Source organism: Comamonas sp. 7D-2, from assembly GCF_022749555.1.
Classification (GTDB): domain Bacteria; phylum Pseudomonadota; class Gammaproteobacteria; order Burkholderiales; family Burkholderiaceae_C; genus Comamonas; species Comamonas thiooxydans.
Genome location: NZ_CP094238.1, coordinates 3,406,339 through 3,426,580, shown reverse-complemented (window position 1 = coordinate 3,426,580; position 20,242 = coordinate 3,406,339). Strand labels below are relative to the sequence as shown.

General features: G+C 61.0%; 15 protein-coding genes. 14 read left to right on the top strand and 1 reads right to left on the bottom strand.

The genetic code is table 11. The features are described 5' to 3' along the window. Positions 1-76: 76 nt before the first annotated feature. The 11 genes from MPZ60_RS15830 (at position 77) to MPZ60_RS15780 (ending at position 15,446) form a co-directional block, all read left to right on the top strand. A complete protein-coding gene (locus MPZ60_RS15830) occupies positions 77-1,720 on the top strand; it encodes a 3-(methylthio)propionyl-CoA ligase (protein WP_034358501.1) in 1,644 nt (547 codons plus the stop codon). A gap of 334 nt (positions 1,721-2,054) precedes the next feature. Next, positions 2,055-3,077, top strand: a complete 1,023-nt coding sequence (locus MPZ60_RS15825; protein ID WP_034358498.1) for a DUF4123 domain-containing protein — start codon at positions 2,055-2,057, stop codon at positions 3,075-3,077. Between the two features lie 186 nt (positions 3,078-3,263). Beyond that, positions 3,264-4,499: a branched-chain amino acid ABC transporter substrate-binding protein gene (locus tag MPZ60_RS15820; protein ID WP_034358496.1), complete on the top strand. Its 1,236-nt coding sequence runs from the start codon at positions 3,264-3,266 to the stop codon at positions 4,497-4,499. Between the two features lie 230 nt (positions 4,500-4,729). Beyond that, positions 4,730-5,965 carry a branched-chain amino acid ABC transporter substrate-binding protein gene (locus tag MPZ60_RS15815; protein WP_012838917.1) on the top strand — a complete coding sequence of 412 codons (1,236 nt, stop codon included), beginning with the start codon at positions 4,730-4,732 and terminating at the stop codon, positions 5,963-5,965. Between the two features lie 103 nt (positions 5,966-6,068). After that, the gene (locus tag MPZ60_RS15810; RefSeq protein WP_012838916.1) at positions 6,069-7,022 is read left to right on the top strand and encodes a branched-chain amino acid ABC transporter permease; all 954 of its coding nucleotides are present in this window, start codon (positions 6,069-6,071) and stop codon (positions 7,020-7,022) included. A gap of 3 nt (positions 7,023-7,025) precedes the next feature. Beyond that, positions 7,026-8,366: a branched-chain amino acid ABC transporter permease gene (locus MPZ60_RS15805; RefSeq protein WP_034358493.1), complete on the top strand. Its 1,341-nt coding sequence runs from the start codon at positions 7,026-7,028 to the stop codon at positions 8,364-8,366. 3 nt (positions 8,367-8,369) lie between these two features. Beyond that, positions 8,370-9,188 (top strand): ABC transporter ATP-binding protein, encoded by an 819-nt coding sequence (locus MPZ60_RS15800; RefSeq protein ID WP_034358490.1) that lies wholly within the window; start codon positions 8,370-8,372, stop codon positions 9,186-9,188. Position 9,189: 1 nt separating this feature from the next. Beyond that, positions 9,190-9,885, top strand: a complete 696-nt coding sequence (locus MPZ60_RS15795) for an ABC transporter ATP-binding protein (RefSeq protein ID WP_003069489.1) — start codon at positions 9,190-9,192, stop codon at positions 9,883-9,885. A 242-nt stretch (positions 9,886-10,127) separates the two neighbouring features. After that, a complete protein-coding gene (locus MPZ60_RS15790) occupies positions 10,128-12,227 on the top strand; it encodes a 3-hydroxyacyl-CoA dehydrogenase NAD-binding domain-containing protein (RefSeq protein WP_034358488.1) in 2,100 nt (699 codons plus the stop codon). A 45-nt stretch (positions 12,228-12,272) separates the two neighbouring features. Continuing rightward, positions 12,273-13,448, top strand: coding sequence for an acetyl-CoA C-acyltransferase (locus MPZ60_RS15785; RefSeq protein WP_012838912.1), 1,176 nt, complete (start codon positions 12,273-12,275; stop codon positions 13,446-13,448). 138 nt (positions 13,449-13,586) lie between these two features. Continuing rightward, positions 13,587-15,446: an acyl-CoA dehydrogenase gene (locus MPZ60_RS15780; RefSeq protein WP_034358486.1), complete on the top strand. Its 1,860-nt coding sequence runs from the start codon at positions 13,587-13,589 to the stop codon at positions 15,444-15,446. A 60-nt stretch (positions 15,447-15,506) separates the two neighbouring features. Here the strand turns inward: MPZ60_RS15780 and MPZ60_RS15775 are convergent, their stop codons facing one another. After that, a complete protein-coding gene (locus tag MPZ60_RS15775) occupies positions 15,507-16,538 on the bottom strand; it encodes a patatin-like phospholipase family protein (RefSeq protein ID WP_034358633.1) in 1,032 nt (343 codons plus the stop codon). Between the two features lie 275 nt (positions 16,539-16,813). Between MPZ60_RS15775 and MPZ60_RS15770 the strand changes: the two genes are divergently transcribed. From MPZ60_RS15770 to MPZ60_RS15760, 3 genes are all read left to right on the top strand, one after another. Continuing rightward, positions 16,814-18,079, top strand: a complete 1,266-nt coding sequence (locus MPZ60_RS15770) for an MFS transporter (RefSeq protein WP_052057661.1) — start codon at positions 16,814-16,816, stop codon at positions 18,077-18,079. A 176-nt stretch (positions 18,080-18,255) separates the two neighbouring features. Further along, the gene (locus MPZ60_RS15765; protein ID WP_034358484.1) at positions 18,256-18,765 is read left to right on the top strand and encodes a BON domain-containing protein; all 510 of its coding nucleotides are present in this window, start codon (positions 18,256-18,258) and stop codon (positions 18,763-18,765) included. An 85-nt stretch (positions 18,766-18,850) separates the two neighbouring features. Beyond that, positions 18,851-20,074 (top strand): PLP-dependent transferase, encoded by a 1,224-nt coding sequence (locus MPZ60_RS15760; protein ID WP_034358482.1) that lies wholly within the window; start codon positions 18,851-18,853, stop codon positions 20,072-20,074. Positions 20,075-20,242 lie beyond the last annotated feature (168 nt).

Below are 20,242 nucleotides of genomic sequence, written 5' to 3'. Positions count from 1 at the left end.
CAGTCCTCAGATGACGGCCTGGAAGCCCGCGCTAGGATGCTTCCCGATCATCACAACGATATCCAGGAGACTGCCAATGTTGGGTCTGATGCAAAGCCAGCCGCTGTTGATTTCTTCCCTGATCGAGTTTGCCGCGCGCAACCATGCCGATGGAGAGATAGTCTCCCGCCGTGTGGAAGGCGATATCCACCGCTATACCTACAAGGATCTGGCGGCGCGCTCGCGTCAGCTTGCCAACAAGCTCGATGCCATGGGCCTGGTGCAGGGCGAGCGCGTGGCCAGCCTGGCCTGGAATGGCTATCGCCACATGGAGATGTATTTTGGTGTCAGCGGCTCGGGCCGGGTGCTGCACACCATCAACCCGCGCTTGCATCCCGAGCAGGTCGCATGGATCGTCAATCACGCCGAAGACAAGGTGCTGTGCTTTGACCTGACCTTTTTGCCCATCATCCAGGCCGTGCATGCCAAATGCCCGCAGGTACAGCAATGGGTGGTGCTCTGCGATACAGACCGGCTGCCGGCAGACAGCGGCATTCCAGGCCTCGTCAGCTACGAGAGCTGGATTGCGGGCCAGTCCGATCAATACCGCTGGCCGCAGTTCGACGAGAACACCGCATCCAGCATGTGCTACACCAGCGGCACCACGGGCAACCCCAAGGCCGTGCTCTACAGCCACCGCTCCAGCACGCTGCACGCTTATGCCGCAGCGCTGCCCGATGTGATGTGCCTGTCGGCCCGTGATTCGGTGCTGCCTGTGGTCCCCATGTTCCACGTCAATGCCTGGGGCCTGCCATATTCGGCGGCGCTCACGGGCTGCAAGATGGTCTTTCCGGGCCCGGCGCTCGATGGGAAGTCGGTCTACGAGCTGATCGAGTCGGAGGGCGTGACCTTTGCTGCTGGCGTGCCCACCGTCTGGCAGATGCTGCTTGGCTATATGAAGCCAGGCGGCCTGCGTTTTTCCAAGCTCAATCGCACGGTGATCGGCGGTTCCGCCTGCCCGCCAGCCATGATCACCGCCTTCCAGGACGACTACGGCGTGGAGGTGCTGCACGCATGGGGCATGACGGAGATGAGCCCGCTGGGCACGCTGTGCACGCTCAAGAACAAGCATCTGGAACTGCCCAAGGAAGAGCAGATGAAGATCCGGCAGAAGCAGGGGCGCGCGATCTATGGTGTGGAGATGAAGATCGTCAACGACGCCGGCGACGAGCAGCCCTGGGATGGCAAGAGCTATGGCGACCTGCTGGTGCGCGGCCCCTGGATCATCGACAGCTATTACAAAGGCAGCGGCAACCCCCTGGTGCGCGGGGCCGACGGCCACGGTTGGTTCCCGACGGGGGATGTGGCGACGATAGATCCCGACGGCTATATGCAGATCACCGACCGCAGCAAGGATGTGATCAAGTCCGGCGGCGAATGGATCAGCTCCATCGATATTGAAAACATCGCCATGGCCAACCCGGCCGTGGCCATGGCTGCCTGCATAGGCATGCCGCATCCCAAGTGGGACGAGCGCCCCATCGTGGCCGTGGTCAAGAAGCCCGGTGCGGAAATCACGCGCGAGGAGTTGCTGAAGTTCTACGAGGGCAAGACGGCCAAGTGGCAGATTCCCGATGATGTGGTGTTTGTGGACGCTATTCCGATCGGTGCCACAGGCAAGATGCTCAAGACCCGTCTGCGCGAGGAACTCAAGGACTACCAACTGCCCACGGCGGTCTGAACGTCCCCCGGCCAGGCCGGAGCAAAGCCATCATCGTGAGATGATGGCTTTTTTGCCTGTGCCTTTTCTGGCGCCATTGCTTGACATCCATGCCTTCAGCTCCCGGTTTTTGCGACTGCTCGTCACTCTTGATATCGGATGGTGGTCGTGCCCACGACTTGCCGCGACGCCAGCTTCTCGGAGCCGCCTTGCTAGGCGGACTGGGTACATGGAGTCTTCCTGCAGCAGCCTGTGGGCCAGAGGCTGTCGCCCAGGCTGCACCGCGCAATGTGTGTCTGGAGTGCCTGGCACGTCGGGCGCAGCAGCGCTCAGCCTTTGTGAACAAGGAGTTGCCATGAGCGCCGGGCCGCTCTGGCCGCAAACAAGACCTGCACGCAAGAGCTGGCCTCTGCGCTGGTCGCAGCTCGTCTCGACTGGTAAGCCAACAGGCAAGCCCTTGCAGCTGTATCTGTTGCTGGATGCGGCGCAGAACAGTGACTTGTTGGTGCAGGTGCCGCAAAGCGGTGCCGAGGCCTTGTTTGCGTTCACACGCGCGAGCAAGGAGGGCAAGCTCAGCCCCTGGTTGGTACACCTTGGCAGCACTGCTCAGGCCTTGAAAATGCCGCAGCAGAATTTTCTCGACGCCGTGCTCGATGTGGTGCAGGCCTGCCCTTGCGCCAGCTTGCTGGCGAGCGAGTGCGAGATGCCGGTGCTGCTGGCCCATCTGCGCCTGGCCATGGATCCAAGACTGCCTGGCGGCGACGGCAGCTATCTTGCCTTATGGGACCCCGCCGTGCTGGCGGCCTTGCTTGGGCAAAGCGATCCGGACATGCAAACCGCCATCGAACCCGTGCTGCGCCCTGCCCAGTGCCTGGCCTTGCTGGGTCCGGTTGCACGCTGGTGGTGCTGGAGTCGATCGGGCCGGTTGCATGAATATGCGGTGGCTGATTTTGCCGGGCCTGCGGCGCCCCTGCCGCTTCAATTCAGCACCGCTCAGGTCGATGCGTTGGTAAAGGGCAATGTGCCCGATTTGCTGATCTATTACCTGAATCTGAACCAGGTCCATCTGCGCGACAGATTGCCGCCGCTGGCAATGCATTGGTTTGCGCGTCAGCAACTGGAGTTTGCGCGCCGCCATGGGCTTGCTGGTACGCGCGACCTGCTCAACTATCTGTGTCTGGCGCTGATTGCAGGAGCACGCTTTGATCAATTGCCCGGAGTGGTCGAACTGCTGGCCAGGGTCAAGGCCGGCAGGCTGAGTTTCGACGAGTTGATGCGCGATATAGGACCGCATCTGGAGGACAGGGAACTGCCGGAACCGCAGGTGCTGACCAGCTCCAGCGGCCTGCCGCTGACGGAAAGCCAGTTGCCGCTCTAGGCCGCTGAATCAGATAAGTCTCTGCATTTTTATAGGCGGGCGCCAGCAGCTATTGTTTTGGGCGCTTTGGCTTGAGGTAAACCCTGCAGTCGCCAAAGTGATATGCGCTAGGGCAACCCCCAAGCCGCAGGCGCTGGCTTGCCCTTTAGTCTGGGCGTCGCTCATAACCACCAACGGAGACGCTCTATGAAGTTTGCAATCAAGGCTTTGACAGCATCGGTGATCCTGGCGTGCGCGGGGAGTGCGATGGCGCAGAAGGGTGAGACCGTCAAGGTCGCCTGGATTGACCCGCTCTCGGGCCTGATGGCAGCGCTGGGATCCAATCAGCTCAAAAGCCTGCAGTACGTGGCCGAGGAAATCAACAAGAGCAGTGCTTCGGGGGTGAAGTTCGAAATCATCGGCATCGACAACAAGCTCAGCCCGCAGGAGACCACGGCCGCGCTGCGCTCGGCCATGGATCAGGGCGTGCGCTATGTGTTCCAGGGCAATGGCTCGGGCCCGGCGCTGGCCATCATGGATGCGCTGGAAAAGCACAATGCGCGCAACAAGGGCAAGGAGGTCGTGTTCCTCAACTATGCGGCGGTGGACCCGGACCTGACCAACAGCAAGTGCAGCTACTGGCATTTCCGCCTCGATGCCGATACCTCCATGAAGATGGAGGCCTTGACCACGTATATGAAGGACGTGCCAGAGGTCAAGAAGGTCTATCTGATCAACCAGAACTACTCGCATGGCCAGCAGGTGTCCAAGTTTGCCAAGGAGATGCTCAAGCGCAAGCGCCCCGATGTGGAAATCGTGGGTGACGACTTCTCTCCTCTGGCCCAGGTGCGCGACTTTGCACCCTATGTGGCCAAGATCAAGCAGTCGGGCGCCGATACGGTGATCACCGGCAACTGGGGCTCGGACCTGGCGCTGCTCATCAAGGCCGCCAATGATGCTGGCCTGAACAACGTCAAGTTCTACACCTATTACGCCATTGCCACGGGCGCGCCCACGGCCATGGGGGCGGCGGCGGCAGGCAAGGTCTATATGGTGGGCTACGGCCACCTGAACATGCCCGGCGCCATGGACAAGATCGTCAAGGGCTTCAAGGCCAAGGTCAACGAGGATATGTACACCGGTACCGTGTACACGGGGCTGAACATGCTCGACCAGGCTTTTGCAAAAGCCAAGACCACCGACCCGGTCAAGGTCGCCTCGACCATGGAGGGCATGAAGTTCCAGAACTACAACGGCGAGGTCGAGATGCGCAAGACCGATCACCAGCTGCAGCAGGGCCTGTACATCGCGCGATGGGAGAAGGCCGGCGGCAAATACCCCATGGACTCGGAGAACACGGGTTATACCTTTGCGCCCGTGAAGTACTTCGAGCCCTATGTGGCCAGCACCCCCACCAGTTGCCAGATGAAACGCCCCTCCTGAGCGGGGGAGGCAGGATCGATATTCGGGACGCCCTGGTGGCGTCCTTTTTTATTCCCGGGTTTCATTCGCCTGCAAGTGCGAGCAGCTGTCGCACAAGTGTCGCCAACTGCCGTGAATTGGCCTTGGAAGTCGCATGCGTGATAGTTACTAAGGCTTTCCCCAGCGGGAAAAAGTCTACCGACCGGTAGATTGGCGGCAGTCGCTAGCAAAAACAATGAAAGGAGACAAGTATGAAATGGGTTATACGTGCGGTGGCCCTCTCGGCTATGGCTGTGAGTGCAGGTGGTGCATGGGCTCAGAAGGGTGAAACCGTCAAGGTCGCCTGGATTGATCCCTTGTCGGGTCTGATGGCTGCCGTGGGAACGAATCAGCTCAAGACTTTTCAGCTGCTAGCGGAAGAGTTCAACAAGAAAAACGCCTCGGGCGTGAAGTTCGAGGTCGTGGCGCTGGACAACAAGCTCAGCCCGCAGGAGACCACGGCAGCGCTGCGCTCGGCCATGGATCAGGGCGTGCGCTATGTGACTCAGGGCAATGGCTCGGGACCGGCGCTGGCCATCATGGATGCGCTGGAAAAGCACAACAATCGCAACAAGGGCAAGGAGCTGCTCTATCTGAACTACGCTGCGGTGGATCCCGATCTCACCAACAGCAAATGCAGCTACTGGCATTTCCGTCTCGATGCCGATACCTCCATGAAGATGGAGGCATTGACCACATTCATGAAGGACGATGCCGAGGTCAAGAAGGTCTATCTGATCAACCAGAACTATGGCCATGGTCAGCAGGTGTCCAAATACGCCAAGGACCTGCTCAAGAAAAAGCGCCCCGATGTGCAGATCGTGGGTGATGACTTCTCTCCTCTGGCTCAGGTGCGCGACTTTGCGCCCTATGTGGCCAAGATCAAGCAGTCTGGGGCCGATACGGTGATCACCGGCAACTGGGGAGCGGATCTGTCGCTGCTGCTCAAGGCCGCCAATGATGCGGGGATGAACAATGTCAAGTTCTATACCTACTATGCCTTCGGTCCTGGGGGGCCCACCGCCATGGGCGCAGCGTCCGAGGGCAAGGTCTATACCGTGACTTATGGGCACTACAACATGGGTGCGCCGATTCAGGCGAGCATGGAAAGCTTCAAGAAGAAGTTCAACGATGACCTGACGCAAAGCTCCATCTACCATGTGTTCGCCTTGCTGGATGCAGCTTTTGTCAAGACAGGCTCCACCGACCCGGTCAAGGTTGCGGCGGCACTCGAGGGCATGAAGCTGAAAAGCTTCAACGGCGATGTCGAGATGCGCAAGAGCGACCACCAGTTGCAGCAAGGCCTGTATATCTCCAAGTGGCAGAAGGCTGGCGGCAAGTTCCCCTATGACGCGGAAAACACAGGTTACACCTTCGCCCCCGTGAAGTACTACGAGCCCTATGTGGCCAGCACGCCCACCAGTTGCCAGATGAAGCGTCCGTCCTGAGTCAGGCTCACTCTCCCTCGTGCTGCAGCATCCGTACCCACAAGAACGCATAACAGGTGCAGTGCTGCAGCAGTCTTTTTGCTCATGAGAACAAGGCAAGTCGATGACGCCTGAATTTTTCACCATATCGATGCTCAACGGTGTGAGCTACGGGCTGCTGCTCTTCATGCTCAGCTCAGGCCTGACGCTGATCTTCAGCATGATGGGCGTGCTGAATTTCGCTCACACCAGTTTCTACATGCTGGGTGCGTACTTCGCATACACGCTCAGCGGCATCATCGGGTTCTGGCCCGCGCTCTTTCTCTGCCCCGTGCTGGTGGGCGTGCTGGGGGCGCTGTTCGAGCGCTACAGCCTGCGCCGCGTGCACAAATATGGCCATGTGCCCGAGTTGCTGGTGACTTTTGGCCTGTCCTATCTGATTCTCGAGGTGGTGCAGCTGGTATGGGGGCGGGGCACCGTGCCTTATGCGCTGCCGTCGGCGCTGCAGGGGCCGCTGTTTACCTTGTATGGCACACAGTTCCCCAAGTCGCGCTCCTTTGTGATGCTGGTGGCGCTGCTGATGCTGGTGGCCGTCTGGCTGCTGCTGACGCGCACACGCATCGGCCTGGTGATTCAGGCCGCGCTCAAGAACCCCGAAATGGTGGAGGCGCTGGGCCACAACGTGCCGCGTGTCTTCATGCTGGTGTTTGGCGGTGGCTGCGCGCTGGCCGGCCTGGCCGGCGTGATCGGCGGCAACACCTATGTGACCGAGCCAGCCATGGCGGCCTCCGTGGGCTCCATCATTTTCGTGGTGGTGGTGGTCGGCGGCATGGGTTCGCTGGCCGGGGCTTTCGTGGCCTCGCTGCTGATCGGTGTGGTGCAGACCTTTGCCGTGGCGCTGGACTGGTCTCTGGCCGGCCTGTTTACCTCCATGGGCCATCAGGTCAATGAGTCCACCTTCGGCTGGCCCGTGCTGCGGCTGACGCTGTCGCAGGTCGCGCCGATCCTGCCTTACCTGTTCCTGGTGCTGATTCTGATCTTCCGCCCCAAGGGCTTGCTGGGTACCAGAGGGGATTGAGCCATGTCTTCGATTGCAAAAACATCCATGAATTCTTCTGCTGCCGACAAAGCTCGGTCCCAGGGACATTACCGCTTCAAGCCCTTGAACATAGGGCGAATTCTGGTCTGGGGCCTGTTTGCGCTGGCACTGATCGTGGCACCGCTGATCTTCACCAGCTCGCTGGCGCTGACCATGCTCAGCCAGATCGGCTATCTGATCATCATCTGCCTGTCCTACAACATCCTGCTGGGGCAGGGCGGCATGCTGAGCTTCGGTCATGCGGTCTATACCGGCCTGGGGTCGTTTCTGGCCATTCATGCCATGAACAAGGCTGCTGCAGGCGAGATGGCAATTCCGCTGGTGCTGATTCCCGTTGTGGGTGGCCTGGCGGGCATGTTCTTCGCTGCGCTTTTCGGCTATGTGACGACCAAGAAATCCGGCACCACCTTTGCCATGATCACCATGGGTCTAGGTGAGCTGGTGGCATCCATGGCGCTGATGTTTCCCGAGTTCTTCGGCGGCGAGGGCGGCATCACCACGGACCGGGTCTACAGCAAGTTCTTCGGGCTGGATTTCGGCTCGGGCCTGCAGGTGTACTACCTGATTGCCGTGTATTGCTTTGTCTGCACGGCTGCCATGTTTGCCTTCACCGGCACGCCGCTGGGACGCATGCTGAACGCAGTGCGCGACAACCCCGAGCGTGTCGAGTTCGTGGGCTACAACACCCAGCGCGTGCGCTACTTCGCTTTCATCATTACAGGCTTTTTTGCCGGCATTGGTGGCGGGTTGACGGCCATCAATTTCGAGATCATCACGGCCATGGATAGCGTCAGCGTGGTGCGCTCGGGAGGCTATCTGCTGTTCACCTTCCTGGGCGGTGCCACCTTCTTCTTCGGCCCCATCATCGGTGCCGTGCTGCTGGTGCTGGCATCGGTGCTGCTGTCCGAGCTGACCAAGGCCTGGCTGCTGTATCTGGGCCTGGTGTTCCTGCTCATGGTCATGTATGCCCCTGGCGGTGTGGCCAGCCTGATCATGATGAATCTGCGTGTGGCCAAGTTCGGGCATTTCAAGCGCCTGCTGATGCCCTATCTGGGCATTCTGGCGGCGGGCATCGTGACGGTGATCGGTGCCGCCTCGCTGATCGAGATGATCTATCACATGCAGCTCAATGCGGCTCTGGGGCCCAAGGTGCCGTTCATGGGAACCGAGCTGGACACCAGTGCTGCTGCCACCTGGACAGTGGCGATTGTGGTGTTCGTGGTGGGCCTGGGCCTGCTGGAGGGCGTGCGCCGACTGACGGCCCGTCGCTGGGGCCGCATACAGGAAGCGATCGAAGAAAGCATCAAGAAAGGGGAGGGCTGAACCATGTCCAGCATCGCCATCCATCAACCGGCTGCACAAGCGGTGCAGCAGTCTGCTCATGCGCTGGAGCTGCGCGATCTGCGTAAAAGCTTCGGCAAGACAGAAATCATTCGCGGCGCCAATCTGGCGGTCAATGCGGGCGAGCGCGTCGCCATCATCGGCCCCAACGGTGCGGGCAAGAGCACGTTGTTCAATCTGATCAGCGGCCGCTTCGAGCCCAGCAGTGGCGAGGTGCTGCTGCACGGCCAGCGCATTGACGGCAAAAAGCCTTTCGAGATCAATCGCATGGGGCTGTCGCGCAGCTTTCAGATCACGAATATCTTTCCCAAGCTTTCGGTGTTTGAAAACCTGCGCTGCAGTGTGCTCTGGAGCCTGGGCTACCGCTACAGCTTCTGGCGTTTTCTCTCCAATCTGCACGACGCCAACGAACGTGCCAACGAGCTGATGGAGATGATCGGCCTGCACCGCAAGCGCGACACGCTCGCGGTGAACCTGACCTATGCCGAGCAGCGCGCTCTGGAGATCGGCATCACCATCGGCGGCGGTGCCAGCGTCATCCTGCTCGACGAACCCACGGCAGGCATGAGCAATAGCGAAACCGCGCATTTCATTCAGTTGATCAAGAAAGTCACCGAAGGCAAGACGCTGCTGACCGTGGAGCACGACATGGGCGTGGTCTTCGGGTTGGCGGACAAGATTGCAGTGGTGGTCTATGGCGAGGTCATCGCCTATGACACGCCCGAAGCCGTTCGTGCCAACGCCAGAGTGCAAGAAGCATATCTGGGATCTTCCGTCGCAGACCAACAGGCAGGAGCGCATTGAGATGCTGAAGATCAACGATTTGCATGCCTACTACGGCAAAAGCCATGTGCTGCATGGCGTGGACTTCGAGGTCCATGCCGGCGAGATCGTGGCCTTGCTGGGGCGCAACGGCTCGGGCCGCTCCACCACAGCCAAGGCCATCATGGGACTGGTGCACTGGGAGGGGGCACTGGACTGGAAAGGCAAGAACCTGCATGGCAAGAAAGCCTACGAGGTGGCCCATCTGGGTATCGGCTATGTGCCCGAAAGCCGCGATGTCTTCCCCAATCTGACCGTACATCAGAACCTGATGCTGGGGCAGAAAGGCAAGGGCAAAGGCAGTCGCTGGGGCTTTGACGACATGTATGCCATGTTTCCCCGTCTCAAGGAGCGTCAGCACACCGAGGCCGGCGTGATGTCGGGCGGCGAGCAGCAGATGCTCACGCTCTGCCGCACGCTGATGGGTGACCCGGATCTCATCATCATCGACGAACCCACGGAAGGGCTGGCGCCCAAGATCGTGGAGCTGGTGGGCGAATACCTCAAGAAGATCAAGGATCGTGGCGTGTCCGTGCTGCTGATCGAGCAAAAGCTGACCATCGCCATGAATATCTCGGACCGGGCGCTGGTCATGGGCCATGGGCATATTGTTTTTGACGGAACTCCCGAAACCCTCAGGGCGAACGAAAAGGTTCGCAAGGAGTGGCTGGAGGTTTGAGCTGGCATACCTCTTGAGCGGCTTTGCCGCTTCCCCCTCTCTCGCTTTGCGGGAGGGGGACAACATCCTTGCTGCGGGGCGGTGGGGCCGCCCAGGCCCTTGCTTGCTGTCTCTGACATGAGGTGCGCTCATTCTGTGAGCTGTCTCGCTCAGGACAAGCATCAGTTGCGCAACGCAGCAAAATTCGGAAAATAAAAAACGCACGACCGTTCTTTTCTATTTATTGAACAGGGGACAACAGCATGACTGCTGAATACAAAGTGGACGGAGCCATCGCCGTCATTACCTTGAACAACCCGCCGGTCAACGGCCTGGGTCTGGCCACCAGACGAGGTGTGGTTGAGGGTTTGCGCCAGGCTCTGGCGGATGACGCCGTCAAGGCCATCGTCATTACTGGCGCCGGCAAGGCCTTCTCGGGCGGAGCCGATATCACCGAGTTCGGCAAGGAAGATGCCTACCGCGAGCCGCATCTGATTTCGGTCATCCAGCAACTGGACCTGTCGACCAAGCCTGTGATCGCCGCGATTCACAGCGTCTGCATGGGGGGCGGGCTGGAGCTGGCGCTGGGCTGCCATTACCGCATTGCGGCTCCCGGCACGGCCGTGGCGCTGCCCGAGGTCAAGCTGGGCCTGCTGCCAGGCGCCGGCGGCACCCAGCGCCTGCCGCGCGTACTGGGTGTGGAAGCCGCACTCAATATGATTGTCAGCGGCGAGACCGTGATGAGCGAAATGCTGGCCATGCTGCCTGGCCAGAAGCTGTTCAGCAAGATGTCTGCTTCGGCCGAGACGCTGCTGGCCGAGGCCAAGGCCTTGGCGCTGGAGGTCGCCGATGTCCGCCCGCTGCCGCGTGTGCGTGATCTGTCCTGCAAGCATCCCCAGGGCGAGGCCTATTTCGAGTTCGCCGCCACCATGGTGCAGGGCATGTCCAAGAACTTCCCAGCTCCCCTGCGCTGCCTGGAAGCCGTCAAGAATGCCACGACCAAGAAATTCGACGATGGCATGGTGGCCGAGCGCGAAGCCTTCATGCAACTGATGATGACGCCCGAGTCGCGTTCGCTGCGTCATCTGTTCATGGCCGAGCGTGCCGCCTCCAAGATCCCCGACGTGCCTGGCGATACACCGGTGCGCGAGATCCGGACCGTGGGTGTGATCGGTGCCGGCACCATGGGCGGCGGCATTTCCATGAACTTCCTCAATGCGGGCATTCCCGTCACGATTCTGGAGACCAAGCAGGAAGCCCTGGATCGCGGCGTGGCGACCATCCGCAAGAACTACGAGGCCCAGGTCAAAAAGGGCAAGCTCTCCGAGCAGAAGTACGAGCAGCGCATGGCGTTGCTCAGCACCACGCTCAACTATGGCGATCTGAAGAATGCCGACCTCATCATCGAGGCCGTGTTCGAGGAGCTGGGCGTGAAGGAGCAGGTCTTCAAGCAGCTCGATGAAGTGGCCAAGCCTGGCGCGATTCTGGCGTCCAACACTTCGACCCTGGATGTGGACAAGATCGCCGCCTTCACCAAGCGTCCGCAGGACGTGGTGGGCATGCATTTCTTCAGTCCCGCCAATGTGATGAAGCTGCTGGAAGTGGTGCGCGGCAAGGCCACGGCCAAGGATGTGCTGGCCACGGTGATGAAGGTGGGCAAGAAGATCAAGAAGACGGCTGTGGTCTCCGGCGTCTGCGACGGCTTCATCGGCAATCGCATGATCGAGCAGTACTCCCGCCAGGCCGGCTTCCTGCTGGACGAAGGTGCATCGCCACAGCAGGTGGACAAGGCCATCGAGAAGTTCGGCTTTGCCATGGGCCCGTTCCGCATGGGTGATTTGGCGGGTAACGATATCGGCTGGGCCATCCGCAAGCGTCGCTATGTCGAGAAGCCCGATATGAAGTACAGCGCCAGTGCGGACCGTCTGTGCGAGCTGGGTCGCTTCGGCCAGAAGACCGGTGCAGGCTGGTATGACTATGTGCCCGGCAAGCGGGATGCCATCCCTTCGGAGGTGGTGGCCAAGATGATCGACGAGCATCGCAAGAGCCTGGGTATCACGCCGCGCAAGATCTCCGACGAGGAAATCGTGCAGCGCCTGGTCTATGCGCTGGTCAACGAAGGCGCTCAGATTCTGGAAGACGGTATTGCCAGCAAGTCCGGCGATATCGACATGGTGTATCTGACCGGTTATGGCTTTCCGCTGTGGCGCGGCGGCCCCATGCACTATGCGGGCGAGGTCGGCCTGTTCAACGTGGTTCAGGCCATGGGCCGCTTTGCCCAGAACCCGAATGACGATGCCAAGTTCTGGCAGCCCGCACCGCTGCTGGCCAAGCTGGCCGCCGAAGGCAAGCAGTTCAGCTAGGCGCGGACGATTTGCCACGAAACACCCAGAATCAAAGGACAGAACATGACATCCGCAGTGATTGTTTCTACCGCGCGCACTCCGCTGGCCAAGAGCTGGAAGGGCGCTTTCAACATGACTTACGGCCCCACCATGGGCGCCCACGCCGTCAAGGCGGCCGTGGAGCGCGCAGGCATTGAGGGCGCCGAGGTCGAGGACGTGATCATGGGCATGTCCCTGCCCGAAGGCACGACAGGCGGCAACGTCGCTCGTCTGATTGCCATCCGTGCAGGCCTGCCGGTCACGACATCGGGGCTGACCATCAACCGCTTCTGTTCCTCGGGACTGCAGGCGATCGCGCTGGCCTCCCAGCGCATCATCGCGGGCGAGAACGATGTGCTGGTGGCGGGCGGCCTGGAGAGCATCTCCTGCGTGCAGCCCCACCTGAATCCGCATATGGCCTTCGATCCCGAGCTGACGGCCATGAAGCCCGAGATCTACTGGAATATGCTGCAGACTGCCGAGCAGGTGGCCAAGCGCTACAACATCAGCCGCGATGCCCAGGATGAGTACGGCGCCTCCAGCCAGCAGAAAGCGGCTGCGGCACAGGCGGCCGGTCTGTTCGAAGCCGAGATCGCCCCCATGAAAACCGTCATGGGCGTGGCCGACAAGGTGCGCGGCCTGATCACCAAGGAGGTGACCGTCAGCAAGGATGAGGGCATTCGTGAGGGAACGACCAAGGAAGGCATCAGCGGCCTGCGCAGCGCGCTGCCCGGCGGCGTAGTCACAGCCGGCAATGCCAGCCAGTTCTCCGACGGTGCCGGAGCCTGCGCCATAGTCAGCGAAGCCTATGCATCGCGCAAGGGTCTGCAGCCCCTGGGCCGCTTCCTGGGCTTTGCCGTGGCTGGCTGCGAGCCCGACGAAATGGGCATCGGCCCCATCTATGCCATTCCCAAGGTGCTCAAGAAGCTGGGTCTGTCGATCAATGACATCGACCTCTGGGAGCTCAACGAAGCCTTTGCCGTGCAGGTCATCTACTGCCGCGACAAGCTGGGTATTCCGGCCGACCGCCTCAACGTCAACGGCGGCGCAATTGCCGTGGGTCACCCCTATGGCGTCTCGGGCCAGCGCCTGACGGGCCATGCACTGATCGAAGGCAAGCGCCGTGGTGCCAAGCGCGTCTGCGTGACCATGTGCATTGGTGGCGGTATGGGCGCAGCGGGCGTGTTTGAAGTGCTGTAAGCACGGCTTCAGCCAAGCCGCCTTCTGGCCACCTTGGGGTAGGGGCTGGAGGCGGCTTTTTTCTCCTCTGGCTATATGAAATTGATAGCTTCAAGCGCTTTGCCCATAAGCGATGAAGCCTGCTTTGATAGGTAATCTATGCGCCTGCGTTCCACCATTGACTTTCTGCTCTACGACTGGCTGCAGGCCGAAGGCCTGACCAGCCGTCCCCGCTTTGCCGATCATTCGCGTGATACTTTCGATGCGGTGATGGATACCTGCGAGCGCATCGCGCGCGAGAAATATGCGCCCTTCAACCGCACGGTGGACTTGCAGGAGCCGCAGTTCGATGGCGAGAAGGTCATCCTGCCTCAATGCACCTACGAAGCCCGCGAGGCCTATGCCGAATCGGGCATGCTCAGCGCGGCCCAGGACTACGAGATGGGCGGCATGCAGCTGCCCTATACCGTGGAGGCGGCAGCCAACTGCTTTTTCGCGGCGGCCTCGATCAGCATCGGCTCGAACATGCTGACCTCGGGCAATGCCAACGCCATCATGGCCCATGGCAGCGAGCGGCAGAAAAAAGTCTTTGCCGCCAACGAGTTCAATGGTCGCTGGGCCGGCACCATGGCCTTGTCCGAGCCGCAGGCGGGCTCGTCGCTGTCGGACATCGCCACGCGCGCGGAACCCGATGGCATCGAGCATGAGAGTGACGCGCTGGGGCCGCGCTATCGGCTCAAGGGCAACAAGATGTGGATCAGCTCGGGTGACCACGAAATGACCGAGAACATCGTGCATCTGGTGCTGGCCAAGATTCCCGGTGCCGATGGCAAACTCATTGCCGGCGTGAAGGGCATTTCGCTGTTCATCGTGCCCAAGAAGCTGGTCGATGCCGAAGGCCGGTTGACCGGCGAGCGCAACGATGTGGCCCTGGCAGGCCTCAACCACAAGCTGGGCTGGAGGGGCACGACCAATACCTTGCTCAATTTCGGCGAGGGCAAATACCCTGTGCGCGGTCAGCATGGTGGCGGCCTGGACGGCCGCGGCGCGGGTGCGATCGGCTATCTGGTCGGCAAGCCCGGCGAGGGCCTCAAATGCATGTTCCACATGATGAACGAGGCGCGCATTTCCATCGGCATGGCGGCCTCCATGCTGGGCATGGCCGGCTATCACGCCAGTCTCGAATATGCGCAAAGCCGCCCACAGGGCAGGCCCATAGGCGAGGGCGGCAAGGATGCGAGCAAGCCGCAGTCGCGCATCATCGAGCATGCCGACGTCAAACGCATGCTGCTGGCGCAGAAGGCCTATTGCGAAGGTGCGCTGGCCTTGAACCTGCTGTGCGCCAGATTGGTGGACGAGCAGTACACGGGCGAAGCACAGCAGGCAGCAGAAGCCAGGCTGCTGCTGGAGGTGCTGACGCCGGTGGCCAAGAGCTGGCCCAGCGAGTTCTGCCTGGAGGCCAATTCGCTGGCCATCCAGATCCATGGCGGCTATGGCTATACGCGCGATTTCGCGGTCGAGCAGCACTGGCGCGACAACCGCCTGAACATGATTCACGAGGGCACGCACGGCATACAGGCCATGGACCTGCTGGGCCGCAAGGTCGTCATGGATGGCGGCAAGGGGCTGCAACTGCTGGCTGCACGCATCAATGCCACCATCCAGCGTGCCATGCAGCATGAGAAGCTGGGCACCTATGCCAACCAGCTGGCGCGTGCGCTGGCCGATGTTGGTTCAACCACCAAGGCGGCCTGGGCCACGGGCAATCCGCAGGAGGCACTGGCCAATGCCGTGCCCTATATGCAGGCCTTCGGTCATCTGGTGCTGGCCTGGATCTGGCTGGATGTGGCGCTGGCCGTACTGGCCATGGACAAGGATCTGGCAATTGCCGCCCACCGCGGCAGCATGGCCGCGCAGCGCTACTTCTTCCATTACGAGCTGCCGCGTATCGGCGCCTGGCTGCAGGTGGTCAAGGCGCGCGACATGACCTGTGCAGGGATGGAGGAAGAGGCGTTCTGAGCCTCGCAGCGCTGCAAAAAGGCCCGCGTCAGCGGGCCTTTTTCATGGAGCAGGTTCAGCTCAGGGCTTTTCGCAGTTGCCGCTCATACCCACCATGCCGGACAGCTTTTGAAGGCTGGAGCGCTGTTTCAGGCAGTCCTGATAGCTCGCTTCGGCGGCTTTCTGCTGTGCTATTTGAGTGGCTTTGGTGCGTTCGGCGCGCAGCTGGGCGATGCGTTCGCGAATCTGTGGCATCAGTGCGGTGGCTGCCTTCTCGCCTTCCACAATCGCATGGCTGCGCTGCGCGAAGTCGGCCGGGCCGATGTCCAGCACCTTGGGACGAATGATGATGTCGGCACGCGCCAACTCGGCCTGGCCCAGCTTCTGACCCATGATGGCAATCGACTGATTGAGTGCGCCGAGCATATTGGCGGGGGTCTTGCCGCTGGCCTTGTTGGAGATGTCCACGGCGATCACGATGTCGGCCCCCAGATTGCGCACGGCATCCACCGGCACGGGGCTGACAATGCCGCCGTCCACATAGTGGTGCTTGCCGATGGTGACGGGCTGGAACACGCCGGGCACGCTGCTGGAGGCGCGCACGGCCTGGCCTACATTGCCACGTGCGAACACGGTGCGTTCACCGTCTTCCAGGCGCGTGGAAACCGCAACAAAAGGCTTAGCCATCTGCTCCAGTGGTTTGCGGCGGACTTGTTCATTCACATAGTCCTCAAGCTTCTGGCCGAGCACCAGGCCGCCAGCGGACAGCTGCAGGTCGCGGATCTTGGCTTCGTCCAGCGCCACGGCTTTTTCCTGCAGCTCAAAGGCGTTCATGCCGCTTGCATAGAGCGCACCCACCACGCTGCCGGCGCTGGTGCCTGCCACGAACGAGGGCGTGAGGCCATTGGCCTCGAGCATCTTGATGACGCCGATATGGGCAAAGCCCTTGGCCGCACCGCCGCCCAGCGCCAGGCCGATCTTGATCGGAGGGGCTGATGTTGTGGTCGAGAGGGTCTCAGGAGTCGCAGCGGGGCTGGGGGGATTGCTGCCGCAGGCGGCAAGGCCAAGCAGACTCAAACAGACCAAGGGGCGCAAAAAAGCATTCAGGCACATGCCGGGAAATCCTGCTGTCATTAGGGCGCAAAGTATAGCGACGGGTGTTTGAACCGTTGACGTACTGGTTTTGGTCGTCAAAAAGCATAGCTTCCTGTGTTTGATAGCAAATAGTTTGAGACATGTATCCTTTGTTTGGCCTATGCGTGCCGATGCGACTCTGCAGACAATGTTCACATCACAAGCAAGTGGCTGGCCCGCTTTGACGGCGCGGCAGGATGAACACCTGTCCGCTCTGTCCCTGTCGCAGGCCCGGCCCGATCAAGAGGCTGCAAATGTCGCAAAGCAATACATGGCAGGCCGGTGCCACAACGGCACAGGCCTCGGTCTGGTGGGTGGGCTTCGGCCTGGTGGTGGGAGTGCTGGGGGCGGCGCTGATCAGCCCGCTTTATGCGCTCTATCAGCAAGCCTGGCAGTTGCGGCCCAGCGATATCTCGTTGATCTATGTGCTCTATATGTGCGGTGGCCTGTGCGCCCTGCTGTTTCTGGGGCGTCTGCCCGACCGCATCGGCTTTCAGCGCGTGATGCTGTGTTTTCTGTGCCTGACGCTGGCAGGCACTCTGATCTCCATGCTGGCCTGGAATCTGCCCAGCCTGATCGTCGGGCGTTTCATGGTGGGGGTGTCATCAAGCCTCATCACTATCAGCGCCACCACGGGCCTGACACTGCTGGCTGCCAGCGCAAGCACCGGTCTGCAGCCGCAGCGCGTGGCCATGGTGGCCAGCTTTCTCAATGTGCTGGGCTTTGGTCTGGGGCCCTTGATCGGTGGCGTGGCGGGGCAGTGGCTGCCTCAGCCCTTGACGACGGCCTATCTGGTGCCGCTGGTGCTGGGCTGCATCGGCGTGGCAGGCGTTGTCACGCTCAAGCTGCCGGAGTCGGTGCAGCGGGATGCGGGCCAGCTGGGACAGGCCCCCGAACGTCTGCACTGGCGGGACTGTCTGCCGCGGCTGACATGGCCTGTGCGCGAGGATTCCCTGGCCTTTGCACTGACCTGTGGCTATCCGTTCGTGGCGTTCGGTGTATTCGGGCTGTATGCCTCCATGGCACCGCTGTTTCTGCAGCAGATGATTCCCTGGAGCGGCCCTATGGTCAGCGGTACGGCCATTGCCGTGATTTTGCTCGTCTCTGCAGGCATTCAGCTGGTGGCTGCCAGCCTGCCGCTGCACCGCTGCGGCTTTGCCGGCATGGCGCTGCAGGTGCTCAGCAACGGCATGCTGTTGCTGAATCTGCAACTGCAATCAACGCTGCTGTTCATCTTGGGCGTGGGCTTGACAGCACTGGGGCATGGCATGTGCATGCTGGCCGGCATGACCATGGTGGGCCGTCTTGCCAGGCCCGACAACCGGGCAGGCATGTTGTCTACCTATCAGACCATCGGTTTGCTTGGCTCCATGTTGCCCATGATGGCAGTGGGCTGGATTGCCGACCACTGGAGCATCAAGCTGGCCGTGAGCCTGTTTGCCTGCTTTGTCATGCTGTTGGCTACCCTGCTGGGCTTGGCATTTGCGCGTCATCCGCGCATGCAAGGGGTTGCGGATTAGCGCATGGCTTGCATAGAGTTTCTGTAAATCACAGAAGAGAACACTTATTAATTAAATGTCACAAATTCGGACAAATTTGTCCTACAGGGATGCGGGAAAAGTTCGTATCCGAGCCAAAATGGTGGCTCGTTACAGTTGACCGTCATGTTTTTGCAAGCATTAAGGGAGAAATCGATATGACCACTATGTTCAAGCGTTCCGCTCAAGTTCTGGCCATTACCGCCTTGGCCTTTGGCTTGGCTGCCTGCGGCAAGTCCGACGACAACAAGACCGCTGGCCAGAAGCTCGATTCCGCCATTTCCCAGACCGAGAAGGCTGCGGAAAATGCTGGCAGCAAGATTGAAGAAGGTACGGCCAAGGCCGGCGATGCAGCTGCCGATGCATTGGCCAAGGCTGGTGAAGCTACCGGTGCCGCCATGGAAAAGGCTGGCAACAAGATGGAGGAAGGTGCTGCCAAGGCGGGTGCTGCCCTCGATGACGCTGGCATCACCGCTGCCGTCAAGACCGATTTCATCAAGGCCCCGGAAATCAGCGCTCTGCAGATCAATGTGGATACCAAGGGCGGCGTAGTGACCTTGACCGGCAACGTGCCCAGCGAAGCCGTCAAGACCCAGGCCGGCGATATCGCCAAGGCTGCCAAGGGCGTGACCTCGGTCAACAACAATCTGACCGTGAAGGCTGGCTGATACTCCTGGGCCGGCCACCTCGCATGAAGCCAGAGCGCGCAAGCCCTCTGGCTTTTTTGTGGCTGCATGGCACTAAGATCAGGGCATGACCCAAGCCGACCACAAGCTTTCCACCCATCTGATCCATCATCCCTACAAGCCTCCCACGGACTTCGAAGGCCCGCAGCTTGCCGTGCACAAGGCCTCGACCGTGTACTTCGAGAATGTGCAGGCCATGCGCGAGCGCCGCTGGCTGGACAAGAGCAGCTACACCTACGGTCTGCATGGCACGCCAACGACCTACGCCCTGGAAGAACGTCTGGCATCGCTGGAGGGCGGTCTGCAATGCCTGCTGGTACCCAGCGGTCTGGCCGCGATTGCCACGGTGTCGCTGGCGCTGCTCAGGACGGGCGACGAGGTGCTGGTGCCCGATAACGCATACGGTCCCAACAAGACGCTGACCGAGGGCGAGCTGGCCCATTTCGGCATTCGCCATCAGTACTACGACCCCATGTGCGTCGAAGACCTGGCGGCCAAGATTACTCCGACCACCAAGCTGGTCTGGCTGGAGGCTCCTGGCTCGGTAACCATGGAGTTCCCCGATCTCGTCGAGCAGGTGCGCCTGTGCCGGGCCAGGGGCGTGACCATGGTGCTGGACAACACCTGGGGCGCGGGTCTGGCTTTTCGTCCTTTCGACCTGCTGGGCGATGGCAGCCTGGGCGTCGATGTCACGGTCCATGCCCTGACCAAATACCCCAGCGGCGGCGGTGATGTGCTGATGGGCAGCATCATCACGCGCAACCAGCCCCTGCATATGCGCATCAAGCTCGCGCACATGCGTCTGGGTCTGGGCGTGAGCGGCAACGACGCTGAAGCTGTGCTGCGCAGCCTGCCCAGCATCGGCCTGCGCTATCACGCGCAGGATCGCTCGGCACGCCAGCTGGCGCAGTGGCTGGCCACCCAGCGTGCCGTGGCGCAGGTGCTGCACCCCGCCATGCCTGATGCCCCGGGCCACGCTTGCTGGAAGCAGCTGTGCGGACAAGGGCAGGGCCAGGATGGCGTGGCCGCCGGTCTGTTCAGCGTGGTCATCGACGAGCGCTTCGACCAGGCAGCCGTCGATCGCTTCTGTGACAGCCTGAGCCTGTTCAAGCTGGGCTATAGCTGGGGCGGGCCTGTGAGCCTGGTCGTGCCCTATGAGCTGCCCGAGATGCGCAGCCGTGCCACACCCCATATCAAGGCGGGCACCGTGGTGCGCTTTGCCATCGGCCTTGAGGATACGAGCGATCTGCAGGCCGACCTGGCCCAGGCCCTGCTCAAGGCCTTTGGTTGAAGCTATTTAAATAGGAGCTGGCAGCGCTTGTAGAGAAGCGATTTCAATGCTTTTATTGACTGAAGTCAACAAAAGCCGGGCGCTATAAGCTCTTGTTTTCATAGTGAAATGCGGAGGCCGGCATGCGGGCTTTCCGCAATGCAGATTCGAGGTTGAGCGGGTAACTTG